This window comes from Dyella ginsengisoli, assembly GCF_044904665.1.
Lineage (GTDB): Bacteria > Pseudomonadota > Gammaproteobacteria > Xanthomonadales > Rhodanobacteraceae > Dyella_A > Dyella_A ginsengisoli.
Window position 1 is genome coordinate 1,269,132 of the sequence record NZ_JADIKM010000001.1, and the last position, 15,321, is coordinate 1,284,452.

At 70.0% G+C, this 15,321-nt stretch carries 14 protein-coding genes; 4 read left to right on the plus strand and 10 right to left on the minus strand.

Annotation, left to right across the window (positions count from 1 at the left end; genetic code table 11):
- Positions 1-2: 2 nt before the first annotated feature.
- Both ISP17_RS05855 and ISP17_RS05860 read right to left on the minus strand, forming a co-directional pair.
- On the minus strand, positions 3-560 hold the full coding sequence (locus ISP17_RS05855) for an ester cyclase (RefSeq protein WP_404630936.1): 558 nt from the start codon (positions 558-560) through the stop codon (positions 3-5).
- Positions 561-625: 65 nt separating this feature from the next.
- Positions 626-1,261 (minus strand): NAD(P)-dependent oxidoreductase, encoded by a 636-nt coding sequence (locus ISP17_RS05860; RefSeq protein WP_404630938.1) that lies wholly within the window; start codon positions 1,259-1,261, stop codon positions 626-628.
- Positions 1,262-1,356: 95 nt separating this feature from the next.
- Here ISP17_RS05860 and ISP17_RS05865 point away from each other — a divergent pair, with 95 nt between their 5' ends.
- Entirely contained in the window at positions 1,357-2,265 is a 909-nt protein-coding gene (locus tag ISP17_RS05865; protein WP_404630940.1) for a LysR family transcriptional regulator, read from the plus strand.
- An 83-nt stretch (positions 2,266-2,348) separates the two neighbouring features.
- Here the strand turns inward: ISP17_RS05865 and ISP17_RS05870 are convergent, their stop codons facing one another.
- From ISP17_RS05870 to ISP17_RS05890, 5 genes are all read right to left on the minus strand, one after another.
- A complete protein-coding gene (locus ISP17_RS05870; RefSeq protein ID WP_404630942.1) occupies positions 2,349-3,608 on the minus strand; it encodes an RNA polymerase sigma factor in 1,260 nt (419 codons plus the stop codon).
- Positions 3,609-3,658: 50 nt separating this feature from the next.
- A complete protein-coding gene (locus ISP17_RS05875) occupies positions 3,659-4,093 on the minus strand; it encodes a YciI family protein (protein WP_404630944.1) in 435 nt (144 codons plus the stop codon).
- 180 nt (positions 4,094-4,273) lie between these two features.
- Positions 4,274-5,881 carry a hypothetical protein gene (locus ISP17_RS05880; RefSeq protein WP_404630946.1) on the minus strand — a complete coding sequence of 536 codons (1,608 nt, stop codon included), beginning with the start codon at positions 5,879-5,881 and terminating at the stop codon, positions 4,274-4,276.
- Positions 5,882-6,114: 233 nt separating this feature from the next.
- Positions 6,115-8,523 carry a penicillin acylase family protein gene (locus tag ISP17_RS05885; RefSeq protein WP_404630948.1) on the minus strand — a complete coding sequence of 803 codons (2,409 nt, stop codon included), beginning with the start codon at positions 8,521-8,523 and terminating at the stop codon, positions 6,115-6,117.
- On the minus strand, positions 8,520-9,329 hold the full coding sequence (locus tag ISP17_RS05890; protein WP_404630950.1) for a phosphodiester glycosidase family protein: 810 nt from the start codon (positions 9,327-9,329) through the stop codon (positions 8,520-8,522). The genes ISP17_RS05885 and ISP17_RS05890 overlap by 4 nt, the downstream gene beginning before the upstream one ends.
- Before the next feature lie 106 nt (positions 9,330-9,435).
- Between ISP17_RS05890 and ISP17_RS05895 the strand changes: the two genes are divergently transcribed.
- Both ISP17_RS05895 and ISP17_RS05900 read left to right on the plus strand, forming a co-directional pair.
- Positions 9,436-9,924 (plus strand): NUDIX hydrolase, encoded by a 489-nt coding sequence (locus ISP17_RS05895; protein ID WP_404630952.1) that lies wholly within the window; start codon positions 9,436-9,438, stop codon positions 9,922-9,924.
- Positions 9,921-10,337: an NUDIX hydrolase gene (locus ISP17_RS05900; RefSeq protein ID WP_404630954.1), complete on the plus strand. Its 417-nt coding sequence runs from the start codon at positions 9,921-9,923 to the stop codon at positions 10,335-10,337. Before ISP17_RS05895 ends, ISP17_RS05900 begins: the two co-directional genes overlap by 4 nt.
- An 89-nt stretch (positions 10,338-10,426) precedes the next feature.
- Here the strand turns inward: ISP17_RS05900 and ISP17_RS05905 are convergent, their stop codons facing one another.
- Both ISP17_RS05905 and parC read right to left on the minus strand, forming a co-directional pair.
- Positions 10,427-10,873 (minus strand): hypothetical protein, encoded by a 447-nt coding sequence (locus tag ISP17_RS05905; RefSeq protein ID WP_404630956.1) that lies wholly within the window; start codon positions 10,871-10,873, stop codon positions 10,427-10,429.
- A 228-nt stretch (positions 10,874-11,101) separates the two neighbouring features.
- Positions 11,102-13,339: a DNA topoisomerase IV subunit A gene (gene parC, locus ISP17_RS05910; protein ID WP_404630958.1), complete on the minus strand. Its 2,238-nt coding sequence runs from the start codon at positions 13,337-13,339 to the stop codon at positions 11,102-11,104.
- A gap of 187 nt (positions 13,340-13,526) precedes the next feature.
- Here parC and ISP17_RS05915 point away from each other — a divergent pair, with 187 nt between their 5' ends.
- Positions 13,527-14,312: an N-formylglutamate amidohydrolase gene (locus ISP17_RS05915; RefSeq protein WP_404630960.1), complete on the plus strand. Its 786-nt coding sequence runs from the start codon at positions 13,527-13,529 to the stop codon at positions 14,310-14,312.
- A 72-nt stretch (positions 14,313-14,384) separates the two neighbouring features.
- Here ISP17_RS05915 and ISP17_RS05920 read toward each other — a convergent pair whose 3' ends face one another.
- Positions 14,385-15,260 carry a TraB/GumN family protein gene (locus ISP17_RS05920; protein WP_404630962.1) on the minus strand — a complete coding sequence of 292 codons (876 nt, stop codon included), beginning with the start codon at positions 15,258-15,260 and terminating at the stop codon, positions 14,385-14,387.
- Positions 15,261-15,321 lie beyond the last annotated feature (61 nt).

Here is a 15,321-nt window from a genome sequence, read left to right on the forward strand (position 1 = left end):
TGTTACTGCGCCAGCCCGATCTGCTGCATGAAGGAGTGGTTGTCCCAGAACAACCACTCCTCGACCATCACCCCGTGCTCCCAGCGGCCGATCGTGGTCATCGACAGGGTGAACGCCTTGCCGGTGGGCGCCAGCGTCTTGCCGTTGCCGATCGGCATCGGCTGGCTGAAGTGGCCCTGCAGCACGCCCATCACCGCGGTGAGGTTGCCCTGCGCGATGCGGATCGGGTGCTGGTCGATGTGAGTGTCCGGCGCAAACACGAACATCGGCTTGAGCGCAGCGATGTGGTCGGCGAGGCCGCGCGTGGTGTGGCCGTCCGGGTAGTGCACCAGGATGTTCGCGGCGTGGCTGCGCGGGAGTTCGTCCCACTTCTGATGGCTGTAGACGTTGAAGTCGAGGTCGTCGAAGGTGGCGAGGTTCTTCTGCTGTTGGGCCTCGGTGGCGTGGATTCTGGCCAGCTCGGCCTGCGCCGAGCCGGCGCTGCTGGCGGCGGCGGTGCCGGATAGCGCGAGCAGGCCGGCCAGCACGAGCAGCGGACGGCGATGGGTGTGACGGTGCATGGTGATCCCCTGGGTCATGGACGAACGGTGGAAGCGGGGCGGCCGCACGGGCCACCCCGGGAAACTCAGTAAGCCGCCGTAGCCACCTGGCGCACGTAGCGCGCCTGCTCGATCACCTCGATGAACGCATCGGCGTAGTCGCCGTAGTGGATGCGGCTGTGTCCTTCGGCATCGGTGAGGAACGCGTCGGCCTGCGTGCGGAAATGGCCGAGCCGCTCGCCCGGGCCGATCTGTCCGGCCGGCGCGAGGAAGGTCCAGTCCAGATCGGTGGCGGCGCGGTACACCGCCAGCGCCGCGCGATGGGCCAGCGCCTGGCCCTTGTATGCGGCGGGAAAGTCGGGCGAGTCGACCAGTTGCAACCCCGGCGCGATCAGCAGGCTGCCGGCGCCGCCGACCGCCACCAGCCGCTTCACGCCGGCCTGGCGCGCCGCGGCGACCAGCGCGTGCGCCACCGTGACCAGCGTGTCGGGATCGTCCTGGCCGGGGCCATAGGCGCTGGCGATCGCGTCGTGACCCTGCAGCGCGCTGGCGAGGTGCTGCGGGTCGTCCAGTGCGGCCACAGTGGCGCGGGTGCCGGCCAGCTCCGGCGGCAGGTCGTGGGTGCGTCGCACCAGCGCGGTGACGTCGTGCCCGCGCTGGTGCGCGCGCTGGGCGATGTGGCGGCCGATCTGGCCAGTGGCGGCAACGAGGGCGATTTTCATGGCGGCGTCCGTAAAGGAGAGGCCTCCATCCTGGGTGAGCGAATCGTGCGGAAAAACCGCGTATAACGGCCGGGTCTTTTGCGGGGGATGAAACAATGGATCGACTGCGTGCCATCGGCGTGTTCGTGGAAGTGGCCGATCGCGGCAGCCTGACCGCCGCGGCGGAGTCGCTGGACGTATCCCGCGCCATGGTCTCGCGCTATCTGGCTGACCTGGAGGAATGGCTGGGTGTGCGGTTGTTCCATCGCACCACCCGGCGCATCAGCCTGACCTCGGCGGGCGAGGCCGCACTGGCGCGCTGCCGCGAACTGATCGAACTGTCCGACGGCATGCGCGAGGCGCTGGTCGACGATGCTGCCGCGCCTGCCGGCAGTCTCCGCGTCACCTGCAGCTCGTCGTTCGGCCACAGCTATCTTGCGAGCGCGGTGGCGGAATTCGTGGCGCGTCATCCGCACGTCTCGGTGGATCTGCTGATGCTCGATCGCACGGTGAACCTGGTGGAGGAGCGGGTGGATCTGGCCATCCGCATCGCGCACGAGCTCGACCCGAACCTGATCGCGCGCCAGCTGTCGGTGTGCCGCTCGGTGCTGTGCGCGTCGCCGGCGTATCTGGCCGCGCACGGCACGCCGGCCCGGCCGGAAGAGCTCGCGCGGCACAACTGCCTCACCCACCATTTCGTCGGCAAAAGCCTGTGGACGCTGGGCCGCGGCGCCAATGCGGTGTCGGTGGCGGTGGGCGGCAACATCAGCGCGAACGACGCCAGCGCGGTGATGGCCGCGGTGCTCGCGGGCGCAGGCATCGGGCTGCTGCCCACCTACCTGGTCGCGCCGCATCTGCGCGACGGCAGCCTGGTGTTGCTGCTGCCGCAGTGGCCGCCGAAGACCATGGGCATCCATGCGGTGTACGCCTCGCGCCAGCGCATGCCGCCGGCGGTGCGCGCCTTCCTCGACTTCATCGCCGGGAGGTTGGGCGACGCGCCGCCGTGGGATATGGGCATCGCCTGAGTCACCGCGGCGCGTCGCGCCCATGAGCACGCCGATCAGGCTGCTGTGGGCATGGTCTGTGCGGCTCGCGCGGACCGTCCTGGTCAGCCGCCGGCGCAGGCCTCGGCGCGCTGCTGCAGCAGCGCTTGTTCGCGCGCATTGCCGGCCAGCGCGGCTGCCTGCAGGTAGGCCGCGCGCGCCTCGGTGTGGCGGCCGAGCTTTTCCAGCAGGTCGCCGTGCACGGCCGGCAGCAGGTGGTAGTTGGCCAGTGCCGACATGCCGCGCAGCGCTTCCACCAGCGGCAGGGCGGCGGCGGCGCCTTCGGCCATGGAGACGGCGACCGCGCGGTTGAGTTCCACCACCGGCGAGGGCATCGCCTCGGTCAGTCGATCGTACAGCGCCGCGATGCGCGGCCAGTCGGTGGCCGCGGCCTCCGTTGCGCGCGCGTGGCAGGCGGCGATGGCCGCCTGCAGCGCATATGGACCGTCGCGGCCGCCGAGCTTTTCGGCGCGCGCCAGCGCGGTGAGTCCGCGCTGGATCGCGAGGTGGTCCCAGCGCGCGCGGTTCTGCTGCGCCAGCAGGATCGGCGTGCCGTCCGGCTCCACCCGCGCCGCGCTGCGCGAGGCCTGGATTTCCAGCAGGGCGAGCAGGCCGTGCGCTTCCGGTTCATCGCCCAGGCATGCGGCCAGCGTGCGCGCCAGGCGCAGCGCCTCCTCGCACAGCGCCGGGCGCATCCAGTCGTCGCCGGCGCTGGCGGCGTAGCCTTCGTTGAAGATCAGATAGATCACGCCGAGCACGGCGTCGAGCCGCTCGCGGCGCTCGTCGCCGCGCGGCACTTCGTAGGGCAGCTGCCGGTCGGCGAGGGTACGCTTGGCGCGCACGATGCGCTGCGCCACGGTGGCTTCCGGCTGCAGGAAGGCGCGGGCGATCTCGGCGGTGGTGAGGCCGCCGAGCAGGCGCAGGGTGAGCGCTATCTGCGCCTCGCGCGGCAGCACCGGATGGCAGGCGGTGAAGATCAGCCGCAGCAGGTCGTCGCCAAGATCGTCGTCGAGCGCATCGAGGTCGGGCATGACGTGGGCCTCGTGCTCAGGATCGCCGCCCAGCATCGCGTGCTTGCGTTCGGCGAGCTGGCGATGCCGCAACTGGTCGATGGCGCGGTGCTTGGCCGTGGTGGTGAGCCAGGCGCCCGGGTTGTCCGGGATGCCGCTGGTGGGCCAGCGTTCCAGTGCGGCGACCAGCGCGTCCTGGGCCAGCTCCTCGGCCAGGTCCAGGTCGCGCACCACGCGCATCAGCGTGCCGATCAGCCGGGGCGATTCCAGTCGCCAGACGGCATCGATGCGGCGGTGGAGTTCGGCCGTGTCCATAAGGGCGATCACAGCACTGGCGGATGCCCGCGGCAAGCATGCCGATGCCATCAGCGCTGCCGGTCGGCCAGCTCGGCACGCATGCGTTCCTCGGCGTCGCGCAGCTCGGGCGACATCGCCTCGCCGAAATCCTCCGCCTCGAACAGCGGCCGGATCTCGATCTCGCACTCGCCTTCGAACGGCGGCGGGCAGCGCCGGGCCCACTCCAGCGCCTCGTCCATCGAGCGCACCTGCCACAGCCAGAAGCCGGCGATCAGTTCCTTCGTCTCGGCGAACGGACCGTCGATCACCCGCCGCGTGCCGTGGGCGAAGCGCATGCGCTTGCCGTCGCGGCTGGGCTTGAGCCCCTCACCCGCGAGCATCACGCCGGCCTTCATCAGCTCCTCGTTGAAGCGGCCCATCGCCTCGAGGATCTCGCTGGAGGGCAGCGCGCCGGACTGGCTCTCCGATTCGGCGGTCGCCCGCACCATCACCATGCATCGCATCTTGGTATCTCCCGTGGTTGTCCTGGTGCCACGCTGGCCTTGCACGGCCGGCTCCGATGACACGACGGACGAGCGCGCGGCGGATCGACACGTCGACGAGGCACCGCCACAAGAAATCGCCGAAAAAAAAAGAGGCCGCCTTGGCGGCGGCCTCCGGGTGCAACGGTTACGACAGCGGGCTTACTGGCAGGTGCCGAACTTGAACGACGCGATGCGCGTGTTCCAGTTGAACGATCCCGTGGTCTTGAGGTACTCGGTGGTGTACCAGAAGGTGCAGTCGTCGGTCGGGTCCACCGTCATCGCGCTGTAGTCGCCCCAGCGGCTGAGGTTGTTGCCGCTCTGCGAGCCCAGGCCTTCGATCACGCTGGTCTCCGCTTCCATGGAGTTGAGCGGATCGGTCGCCAGGCGGCCGGTGTAGCGCACCGCCGGGTGGATCGAGCTGCTCGACGCGCTATAGCCCAGCGCCATGTTGCCCACCTTGTCCATCGCCACCGAACCGAGCCAGCGGTAGGTGGTGTCGGGCGAGAAGGTGGACTGCTGGTAGACCACCGGCGTGGTGGCGGGGTTGCGCACCTCATACCAGCGCACGCCGGTATACGGGTTCTTGCGGCTGGTGCCCACCTGCACCGAGTGGCTCACCACCAGCGACTCGTGATCGCCGAAGTTGCGGTAGGCCAGGCGGAACATCAGGCGGTCGGCCAGCGAGTCCAGCTTCTGCCGCGAACCGTACTGCGGCACGCAGGTGCCGCCGCCGCAGGCGGCTGAGAACGAGGCCACCGGAATCGCGATCGGGCCGGTCAGCGTGGTGTTCGCCGAGTTGGCCCAGTCGACGTGGAAGCGCCACAGGTTGAGCGTGTTGCTGGTGAAGTTCATCAGGTAGTTCGGCGAGCCGGCCGGCGGTGCGGTGCTGCCGTCCAGATCCGCCGGCAGCACGCCGCCGTAGCTGGTGGACAGCTGGAAGCACTGCTGCGTGGCCGCCGCGCCGCTGAGCATCGCGTTGCGGTCGTAGGCACACAGCTTGGCGCCTGAGAACGTGTTGCCGCTGAACATGTTGAACGTCTCGTAGTACGCGTCCGGCCACACGCCCATCTTCGGGTAGTCGGGGAACACCGAGCCGTACGGGAACGCGTAGCGGTAGTACGCGCCGGTGGCATCGCTGGTGGCCGACACGGCCACGCACTCGTAGTACGGCGCGGCGGTGACCGCGAACTGCGAGATCACCCAGCGGCCGGCAGCCTTGTCGTAGACCACGGTGGCGTCGCCGTCGTTGTCCGCCTCGCAGGGGCCGCCGAAGCCGGTCCACAGCGTGTTGGTGGCCACCGGTCCGTAGGTCACCGACTTGGTGGTCTTGTCGAACACGGCGAACGCCGAGTTGACGATCTGCACGTACTGCGTGGCGCCCACCGCGCCATTGGTATCCGGCGGCGCGCTGTTGACCGTGAACGTGCCCTGCGGACCGCTGAAGCCCTGGCCGACGCCGTCGAAGCCGGCGCCCACTGCCGGTGCGAAGCTCCCCGTGCTGGTGTTCTGCACGGCGCCGTCGTTGGGCGTGCCCGGGCCATCGAGCCAGGGCAACGGACGGGCCGGATGCTGCTGGCCGCTCTTGGAGAAATCATCCGGACGCGGCATCACGCCGCGCAGTGAGTGAAGCGTGTCGTGCTGCACCGATGCGGTGACTTCGGCGCCCGATGTGGTGGCGGTGGCCGCGTGTGCGTTCAGGCAGGTCATGCCGGCCAGCGCGCACAGGGCGGTACCCAAGCCCAGCAGGTTTGGTTTGAGCAATGTCATTGGAACCCCTTCGAGAAAGACTGTTCGACTTTCTGAGCCAGCCGGGCATGCTGCAGCGGCGAAAGGGTGCTCGCCACCGCCATCCCCTGGCCGGTGCGATCTTCCGTCCCGCAACGATCCTGTCGCGGCTCCCCACGGAAGACGGTCGAGCATCCTCGCTTGAATCTTTCACGAATCTTTCGTCAACCGATGGCGAAGTGTGCGATCCGTCACGGACTCGCAGCATCATGCGGTCAGCGCGCGGGAACCAGGGTCATCGCGTGGGTCGGGGCGCCGGGCAGCAGGGGCGTGGGCCGGCCTTGCACCCAGTCCTCGTGGCCGGCGCCGAAGAACGGCGACAGCGGGTTGTCGCTCTGTCCGCCGGGCATGTGGAAGATCGCGCGGGTCTCGTGGCCGGGCGACACGTCCAGCCGCTCGGAGGCGCCGAAGCCGGGCGCGGCGACGCGCGGCAGGTTGCCGTCACCGGGCAGCGGCTGGTCCGGCATGTCGATGAAGCGGGCCAGCCAGCCGGGCAGGGCGCGCGCCAGCGGATGGTTCACCGCCGCGCGGTTGCGTTCGCCCCAGCGGCGTGCGGCGAGGCCGCCGGGCTGTTTTCCGAGCTCGTCGACCACCTGCTTCGCCGCGGCGAGCAGCAGCGCGTGCCAGTCGGCGTAGGCCGGATCGAGCAGGTGCTTCGGCTGCTGGTGCACCAGCGTCCACACCGCCGCTTCCGGATCGCCCAGCCCGGGCCAGGTGAAGTCGGCGAAGCGCGCCTGCACGCGCGCCGCGAACGGCGCCAGCACGGCCGCATGCACCCGCTCGCGGAAGGCGCGCACCAGGCGGTAGTCCACGCTGTCCACCGCGGCGCGGCCGCGCCAGGTGCCGGTGAGGTCGCGCAGTTGCACGAGCTGTGGATCGGTGCTGCCGGCCAAGGTCTGTTGCAGCAGCTGCTGCCAGCGGGTGAGCAGCACCGCGCGGGTGTCGAGCTGGATGTCGAGCAGGTCGGCGGGCGAGAAGCGTGCGCGCATGCGCAGGTCGTCGCGGATGGTCTGCGCGCGGGCGCCGAGGTCATGCCCGCCATTGCCCAGCAGGGCCAGGGCGGCGCCGTCGACGGTGCGGTTGTTGGCGGTCCACAGCCTACCGTCGGCCGGGTTCTCGATGCGCGGGTACTGCGCCGCGCTGGCCCAGCCGACCCAGCCGGTGCCCGGGCGCGACCAGTCGGCCGGCACCAGCGGATCGATGCCCTGGCGCAGCGGGATGCTGTTGCTGGCGATGGTCCAGCCGATATGCCCGGCGCTGTCGGCGACGAGCAGGTTCTGTGCCGGCATGCCCAGCGTGGGCGCGAGGTCGAGTGCGTGCGCCATGTCGGGCGCGCGTTCGAGCTGCATCAGGGCGAGGTTGTAGCCGCGCGGGCGATCGCCGGTCCACGCCAGCGCCAGCGGCGTGCCGTCGGTGTCGCTGGCGAGGATCGGGCCCCAGCGCGTGTCCTGCACCGTCATCGCGTGGTCGGGCCCGCCTTTCACGTGGATCGTTTCGTGGTGCGTGGCGATCGCCTCCCAGCCGTCCGGCGTGCGGTAGCGCGTCGCGTCCGCGGGATCGCGCTGCACGCGCACCCAGTCCTCCCAGTCGCCGTAGCTGTTGGTGAAGCCCCAGGCGACCTGGCCGTTGGAGCCGACCACCAGCGCCGGCGTGCCGGGCAGGGTGACGCCGCTGGCGTCGCGCCGGCCGTTGGGCGCGCCGGCATCCGGATAGCGCAGGCGGGCGCGGAACCACAGGTTCGGCACGCGCAGGCCCAGGTGCATGTCGTTGGCGAGCATCGCCGCGCCGTTGCCGGTGAGCGCGCCGGCCACCGCGAAGCTGTTGCTGCCGGGACGGGCATCGTCCAGCGCCGGTGCGAGCACGGCAGCGAGGTTCCTGCCGGCTGCGGACGCACCGCTGCGCAGGTCGAAGGTGGTCGCATCCGGCACCACCGGCACGCGCGACAGCGTGCCGGCGAGCGGCGCCTCCCAATCCGGGTCGGGCGCAAGCAGGAAATCCACCACCGGGCGCGGCAGGGCGGCGCGCATCTGCGCGATGCGCAGCTCGCGCGTGTTGCCGCCATCGCTGTTGAGGTCCAGGTACATCGCCGCGATTACCAGCAGGCTGTCTTCCGACCGCCACGGCTGCGGCTGCGTACCGAGCAGGAAGTACTCCCACGGGCGCACGGCGAGATCCGCCAGCCCCGCGTTGACGCCGTCGCGGTAGCGGTCGAGCGTGCGGCGCTGATCGGCCGGCAGCTGCGCGTAGGCCTGCTCAACCACCGCGCGCAGGCGCAGGCGGCGATGCGCGATGTCGGTGTCCAGCGCGGCTTTGCCCACCAGTGCGGCCAGCTCGCCGGCCGGCAGCCGACGCATCAGGTCCATGGAGAAGTAGCGCTCCTGCGCGTGCACGTAGCCCAGCGCGTAGCTGAGGTCGTCGCGCGTGCTGCCCGCCAGCGTGGCGGTACCCAGCGCATCGCGGGTAATGCTGACCGGGGCGCTCAGTCCCCGCGCGGCCACCTCGCCATCCAGCGCGGCGCGCCCGCGCGCCAGCAGCACCCACACGCCGATGCCGGCGGCGAGCATCAGCAGCACGAGGGCTACGAGCAGGCGGCGCGACCAGCGCCATACGGTCGCGCGCCTCATGAATCGCTGAATACCGCGAAGATGCCGGCGTACGGCTTGAGCATGAACGAGGGCGCGCCGCTATAGCCTTCGCCGTCCACGTAGAACTGCGAGATCGAGCCGTCCAGATACAGCGCGTCGCGGCAGCCCAGGCCGTCGCGGAACAGTCGCGCGAAGGTGTGGAAGTTCACCGGCGTCTCGCTCACCGCGAACACCACGCGGGTGGGCGTCCTGGCGCAGACGCCGCTGCGCCATTTCATGCTGGAGGAGTCGTCGACGAACTGCCCGTTGAGCTGGCCGTCGATCACCAGCATCGGGCCGGACTGCGTGGCCAGCGCCGCGGACTTGCCATCGGCCTTGAACGCCTCGGTGGTGCGTACGGCGGCGCGGCCGTCGGCGTACACCGCGAACACGCCGTTGGGCTGCAGCGAAAAGTTGCCGGCCGCCGGATTGCCGCGCGCGCGGTTCAGCGGCACCAGCGTGCGTCCGCCTTCCACGTACAAACCCAGCGGAGCGTCCTTGTGGTCGTAGATACCGGCGTTGGCGGCGAACAACAGCCGTTTGCCGTGGCGCGCGCCCCATTGCTGCAGGGCGTCGATGCTGCCGTAGGGCTGGCCGTCATCCGGATTGCGCCAGTGCAGGCTCAGGCTCTGCCGCGTCAGGTCGACGCTCACCACGTGGAAACGCTGGCCGTCGAACTCGCGCTCGTCGCTGTCCAGCGCGCGGGCGCGCGACGCGCAGCCGACCAGCGTGGCGAGCAGCAGCGCGGCGCCAAGCAGCGGGCGCCAGCGGGAAAACGTCGAAACCGGTGCGGGCGATACAGGCATTCCCCGATGGTCGCCGGGCAATGCGGTGCGACGCAAGCGCTGCCGTCGGCGCGGTTCAGTCGGTGCGGTCTGCAGCGCTACACTTTGCGCTTTGCCGGCGCCCGCCATGCCTTACTGCCCCATCGTCGCCACGCTCGGATACGTGCTCTCGCCCGATCGCCGCCGGGTATTGATGATCCACCGCAATGCGCGGGCGGACGACCAGCACCTGGGCAAGTACAACGGCCTCGGCGGCAAGATGGAGCCGGGCGAGGACGCCGCCGCCTGCATGCGCCGCGAAATCCGCGAGGAGGCCGGCATCGAGTGCATCGCGATGCAATTGCGCGGCACCCTCAACTGGCCCGGCTTCGGCAAGCAGGGCGAGGACTGGCTGGGTTTCATCTTCGTCATCGACGCCTTCGAAGGCACGCCGCTGCAGACCAATCCGGAAGGCACGCTGGAGTGGGTCGAGCGCGATCGACTGATGGAACTGCCGATGTGGGAAGGCGACCGCCACTTTCTGCCGCTGGTGTTCGACGACGACCCGCGTCCGTTCCACGGCGTGATGCCGTACAAGGACGGCCGCATGCAGTCGTGGTCGTTCTCCCGCCTGTGAACGGCGAAGACCGGCGTATCCGCATCGTCGCTGCGGTGATTCGCGATGAGACTGGTCGCGTGCTGCTGGTGCGCAAGCGCGGGGCGACGGTGTTCCAGCAACCGGGAGGCAAGCGCGATCCGTATGACGCAGACGACCTCGCCACGCTGGCCCGCGAGCTGCGCGAGGAACTGGGCGTCACGCTGGTGCCCGGCTCGGCCCGCCATCTATGGCGCGCCAGCGCGCCGGCGGCGAACGAACCCGGGCATACGGTCGAAGGCGAGGTCTACGCGGTGGAGGTGGCCGGCGACATCCGCGCCCAGGCCGAAATCGAAGAGCTGCGCTGGATCGATCCGGCGGCGCCGGGCGACCTGCCGATCGCGCGGCTCAGCCGCGAGCACATCCTGCCGCGGCTGCCCGTTGCACGCCCATGACATGCGGCGGCTTTGATCGCTCGGTCAACACGCGTTGATTCTCTGGGCGGTGACTCGCCCTGGTCATCGGGTTGCGCTCGGCGAATCCTTCATGGACGCCCGAAGCGGCGACCGTCGTGATCGAAATGCCCCTGGCCGGCGCCGATCGAGATGCTCACGCCGCCGGTGGGGTGGTCGCAGTCGCCGAAGGCCTTGGAGAGGTTGACCGTGCCGGTCTGGTAATTGCCGCTGACGTGGCTGCCGGCGACCACGCCCATGCCGACGCTGCCGTGGACCTGGGCCTTGTTGTAGGTGGCGTCGTCGCAGTCATCCACGGTGTCGTCCGCGGCGAGACTCGCGTCGGTGGTGCCGCTGGTGTCGCCGTAGTAGACGCCGGGAGCGGTGCTTGCAGTGGCGGGTTTGACCGCGCTGCTGCTCGCTGCGGGAGCGGCGCTGGGCGGGAGCTTGAGGTTGAGCGGCCGATCCGCGCTCTGCGCCGCCGCGGACGTGGCGAGCGCGCTGGCAAGGAGCAGGCCGAGGGTTCGATGGATGGTCATGTGCGCTCCGCGGGTGATGCCGTGTCAACGCGTGGGGACGCGGCGCGTGCACAGCCATGCTTTGGGTGCCGCGATGGCGGGAAGTTCCTGCCCTCGCTACGACGCCGGCGATCCCTGCAACCCACTGTAGGAGCCCGATCGCGGGCGATGCCCTGGCTCTGATGTCGCATCAAGGCAAAAGCATCGCCCGCGAGCGGGCTCCTACAGGGCGGTGTGGTACCGGTGGGGTCAGCCGCTGGTCTCGATCCGCTCCACCCGGCGCAGGCCGCGCGGCAGCACGCCGCCGCGGCTGGCGCGGTTGCCGCCGTACTCCACCAGGTCGGCCCACTTCAGCGTGAGCTTGCGCTGGCCGGCGTACATCGTGACCTCGCCCTTGCCTTCGGCCACCACAGCTACCCCGACCACGCGTTCACCCTCCGCCAACTGCTTCTTCGGGATCTCGATCAGCTTGTTGCCCTTGCCCTTGTCCAGCTCCGGCAGTTCGGCCACCGAGAACATCAGCAGGTGGCCCTCGCTGGTGACCACCACGATGCGGTCGCGCGCGGGATCGGCGCTGGCCTGTGGCGCCAGCACCTTCGCGCCGTCGCTGAGGCTGATGATCTGCTTGCCGGCCTTGTTGCGGCCGGTGAGCGCCTCGAAGCGGGTGACGAAGCCGTAGCCGAAATCAGTGGCGAGGATCAGCCGGGTGTCGTTGTCGCCGGCGGCCAGCGCGTCGAAGCTGGCACCGGCCGGCGGCGTGAAGCGACCGGTCAGCGGCTCGCCGTTGCCGCGTGCCGAGGGCAGGGTATGTGCCGCGGTGGAATAGCTGCGGCCGGTGGAGTCGATCACCGCGATCTGCTGCGTGGTGCGCGCCTTCACCGCAGCGAGCAGGCCGTCGCCTTCACGGTAGTTGAGGCCTTCGGCATCCACGTCGTGGCCCTTGCCGGCGCGGATCCAGCCCTTCTGGCTCAGCACCACGGTCACCGGCTCGCTCGCCACCAGCGCGCTCTCGTCCAGCGCCTGCGCGGTTTCACGCTGCACCAGCGGCGAGCGGCGGGCGTCGCCGTACTTGGCGGCGTCGGCGTTGAGTTCCTGCTTGATCAGGCCCTTCAGCTTGGCCGGCGACTTCAGGAGCACGTTGATGCGCGCGCGCTCCTCCTCGAGCTGGTTGGCCTCGGCGGTGATCTTCATTTCCTCGAGCCGGGCCAGCTGGCGCAGCTTGGTCTCGAGGATGTAATCGGTCTGCTCGTCGCTGAGTCGGAAGCGGCTCATCAGCACCGGCTTGGGCTCGTCCTCGGTGCGGACGATGCGGATCACCTCGTCCAGGTTGAGGTAGGCGATGCGCAAGCCTTCCAGCAGGTGCAGGCGGCGCTCCACCTTGCCCAGTTGATGCTCCAGACGACGGGTGACCGTGGTGGTGCGGAAGCTCAGCCACTCGGTGAGGATGCGCTTGAGATCCTTCACCTGCGGGCGGCCGTCCAGGCCGATCATGTTGAGGTTGACCCGGAAGCTCTTTTCCAGGTCGGTGGTGGCGAACAGGTGCTGCATCATCTCGTCGGTGTCGACGCGGTTGGAGCGCGGCACGATCACCAGGCGGATCGGGTTCTCGTGGTCGGACTCGTCGCGCAGGTCCTCGATCATCGGCAGCTTCTTGGCGCGCATCTGCGCGGCGATCTGCTCGAGGATCTTCGACGGGCTGACCTGGTGCGGCAGCGCGGTGATCACCACGTTGCCGTCTTCCACGCCGTACACCGCGCGGGCGCGCAGCGAGCCGCCGCCGGTGGTGTAGATGGCCAGCAGCTCCTTGCGCGGGGTGATGATCTCCGCCTCGGTGGGGTAATCCGGGCCGAGCACGTGCTCGGCCAGATCCGCCACGGTGGCGTCCGGGTCGTCCAGTAGGCGGATGCAGGCGCTCGCCACTTCGCGCAGGTTGTGCGGCGGGATGTCGGTGGCCATGCCCACGGCGATGCCCATCGAGCCGTTGAGCAGCACGTGCGGCACGCGTGCCGGCAGCCAGCTCGGCTCGTCCATGGTGCCGTCGAAGTTCGGTACCCAGTCGACGGTGCCGTGGCCCAGCTCGCCCAGCAGCGCCTCGGCGATCGGGCTGAGCTTGCTCTCGGTGTAGCGCATCGCGGCGAAGCTCTTGGGATCGTCCGGCGAGCCGAAGTTGCCCTGGCCGTCGACCAGCGGATAGCGGTACGAGAACGGCTGTGCCATCAGCACCATCGCTTCGTAGCAGGAGCTGTCGCCGTGCGGGTGGAACTTGCCGATCACGTCGCCGATGGTGCGCGCCGATTTCTTCGGCTTGGCGCTGGCCGCCAGGCCCAGCTCGCTCATCGCGTAGATGATGCGCCGCTGCACCGGTTTCAGGCCGTCGCCGACGAAGGGCAGGGCGCGGTCGAGCACCACGTACATCGAATAGTCGAGGTAGGCGCGCTCGGCGTATTCCTTCAGCGGGATCTGTTCGTAATTGGCTTGCAGGTTCATTTTTTCGATCAATCGATAAGCGCGCCGGCGGCGCGGACAGCCGGTCGATGGTGCCAGAACGGGCCGGGGGGTGACAGCTTGCGCGGGACAGGTTGCCGTGCTGCCGTCGCACGGGCTGCGCCGGCGGCGCTGGCCGGTGAGCGGAGCGCTCGGTATCGTGGCGGCTTTGCCCGCCGCCCCCCGATCCATGCCGTCATCCCGCCTGCTCGGCCCTGCCGATCCCGCCCCGTTCACCGTGCATCGCGCCGACGGCGCCTCGCCGTTCCTGCTCACCTGCGACCACGCCGGTCGCGCGGTGCCCGCCGCGCTGGGCGACCTGGGCGTGCCGGCACCGGAGTGGGACCGCCACATCGCCTGGGACATCGGCGCGGCCGGCATGGCGCAGGTGATGGCCGAGGCGCTGGACGCGTGGCTGATCTGCCAGACCTACTCGCGGCTGGTGATCGACTGCAACCGTCCGCTGAATGCGCCCGGCTCGATCGTCAGCCGCAGCGAGCGCACTGAGGTGCCGGGCAACCGCGATCTTTCCGTCGAGGCGATCGCCGCCCGGCGTGGCGAGATCTTCGCGCCCTACCACCAGCGCACGGTGCAGGAGCTGGATCGCCGCGCCGCCGCCGGGCAGCCGACGATCCTGGTCACCGTGCACAGCTTCACGCCAGTATTCATGGACGATGCCCGCGCCTGGGAGCTGGGCGTGCTGTACCAGCGCGACGCGCGGCTGGCGCATCCGCTGCTGGAGGTGATGCGCGCCGACGGCTGGCGCGTGGGCGACAACCAGCCGTATGCGGTGACCGATGCCACCGACTACGCGATTCCGGTGTATGGCGAGCAGCGCGGCCTGCCGCACGTGGAGCTGGAGGTGCGCCAGGACCTTATTGCCGATGCCGACGGCCAGCACGTGTGGGGCGAGCGCATGGCCGGATGGCTGGTGCGCGCGGCGGAGCTTGCCGGCCTGCTTCCCCCGCCTCGGTAGGAGCCCGCTCGCGGGCGATGCTCTGGCTGTGGGGTGGTTTCAGAGCGGAAGGCATCGCCCGCGAGCGGGCTCCTACATGGCCGGGACGCGGGCGCTGCTGATGCCGAGCTTTTGCAGCTGCGCCTGCACGCTGTCGGGGCCGGCCAGGTGGGCGGCGCCCACCGCGATGAACACTGTGCCGGGCGTGTCGAGCATGGCCTTGATGCGGCCGGCCCAGACGGCGTTTCGCTGGACCAGCAGGCGCTGGTAAAGCGCGGGCGTCTCGCGCTTCATCAGCTCGTTTTCGAGCCGGGCGATGGCCGCGTCGTCGCCAGCCTGCCAGGCGTCGAGCAAGGCCTGCAGTTCCACGCTGGCGTGATCGGCCTCGTGCACCGTCTGGCGCAGCATGTCCAGCTGCAGTCGGGTCGGCATGTCGGCGAGGAAGTGGATCTGCTCCTCGGCGGTTTCCAGCGCACGCACCGGTTTGCCCGCCTTGGCCATCATGTCGCGGAGCTGGCGGTCGACGCCGCGGGCCGGGTCCAGGCCGGCCTTGGTCAGCGGCGCCAGCGTCAACGTCAGCGTGGCCAGCCAGGGGCGCATCACGTTGAGCGCGGTGGTGCCGGGCAGGCCGGCCTTGCGGGCCGCGAGGTCCAGCCGGTGGAAGTCGCCGGACGAGAGCAGGCTGGACAGCGGATGCGCCGCATCGATACCCAGCCGCAGCACCAGCGCGGTCATGTTGGCGGGATTGTCGTCGGTGATCTCCACTACCAGCGCGTCGCTTTGCGCCAGCGCGCGGTCTAGCGCGGGATAGTGCCAGTCGGCGTCTTTCGGCAGCAGGTGGATGGTGCCGAACAGGTACAGCGTGGTGTCCGCATCCTTCACCACCCACAGCGCCGGCTTGGCGAGGATGGCGGTGGGCAGCAGCAGGACCAGGCAGACCAGTGCCCGTGCGATCAAGGGTGACTTCATGGGGCCAGTGTCAGCGCAAGCTTGTGGCCGGTTCAATCCCCGTCGGCGGCGGAGCCATACG

Coding starts and splice junctions, on each gene's coding strand:
- ISP17_RS05855 (WP_404630936.1), bottom strand. CDS start 560: ATGCACCGTCACACCCATCGCCGTCCGCTGCTCGTGCTGGCCGGCCTG.
- ISP17_RS05860 (WP_404630938.1), bottom strand. CDS start 1,261: ATGAAAATCGCCCTCGTTGCCGCCACTGGCCAGATCGGCCGCCACATC.
- ISP17_RS05865 (WP_404630940.1), top strand. CDS start 1,357: ATGGATCGACTGCGTGCCATCGGCGTGTTCGTGGAAGTGGCCGATCGC.
- ISP17_RS05870 (WP_404630942.1), bottom strand. CDS start 3,608: ATGGACACGGCCGAACTCCACCGCCGCATCGATGCCGTCTGGCGACTG.
- ISP17_RS05875 (WP_404630944.1), bottom strand. CDS start 4,093: ATGCGATGCATGGTGATGGTGCGGGCGACCGCCGAATCGGAGAGCCAG.
- ISP17_RS05880 (WP_404630946.1), bottom strand. CDS start 5,881: ATGACATTGCTCAAACCAAACCTGCTGGGCTTGGGTACCGCCCTGTGC.
- ISP17_RS05885 (WP_404630948.1), bottom strand. CDS start 8,523: ATGAGGCGCGCGACCGTATGGCGCTGGTCGCGCCGCCTGCTCGTAGCC.
- ISP17_RS05890 (WP_404630950.1), bottom strand. CDS start 9,329: ATGCCTGTATCGCCCGCACCGGTTTCGACGTTTTCCCGCTGGCGCCCG.
- ISP17_RS05895 (WP_404630952.1), top strand. CDS start 9,436: ATGCCTTACTGCCCCATCGTCGCCACGCTCGGATACGTGCTCTCGCCC.
- ISP17_RS05905 (WP_404630956.1), bottom strand. CDS start 10,873: ATGACCATCCATCGAACCCTCGGCCTGCTCCTTGCCAGCGCGCTCGCC.
- parC (WP_404630958.1), bottom strand. CDS start 13,339: ATGAACCTGCAAGCCAATTACGAACAGATCCCGCTGAAGGAATACGCC.
- ISP17_RS05915 (WP_404630960.1), top strand. CDS start 13,527: ATGCCGTCATCCCGCCTGCTCGGCCCTGCCGATCCCGCCCCGTTCACC.
- ISP17_RS05920 (WP_404630962.1), bottom strand. CDS start 15,260: ATGAAGTCACCCTTGATCGCACGGGCACTGGTCTGCCTGGTCCTGCTG.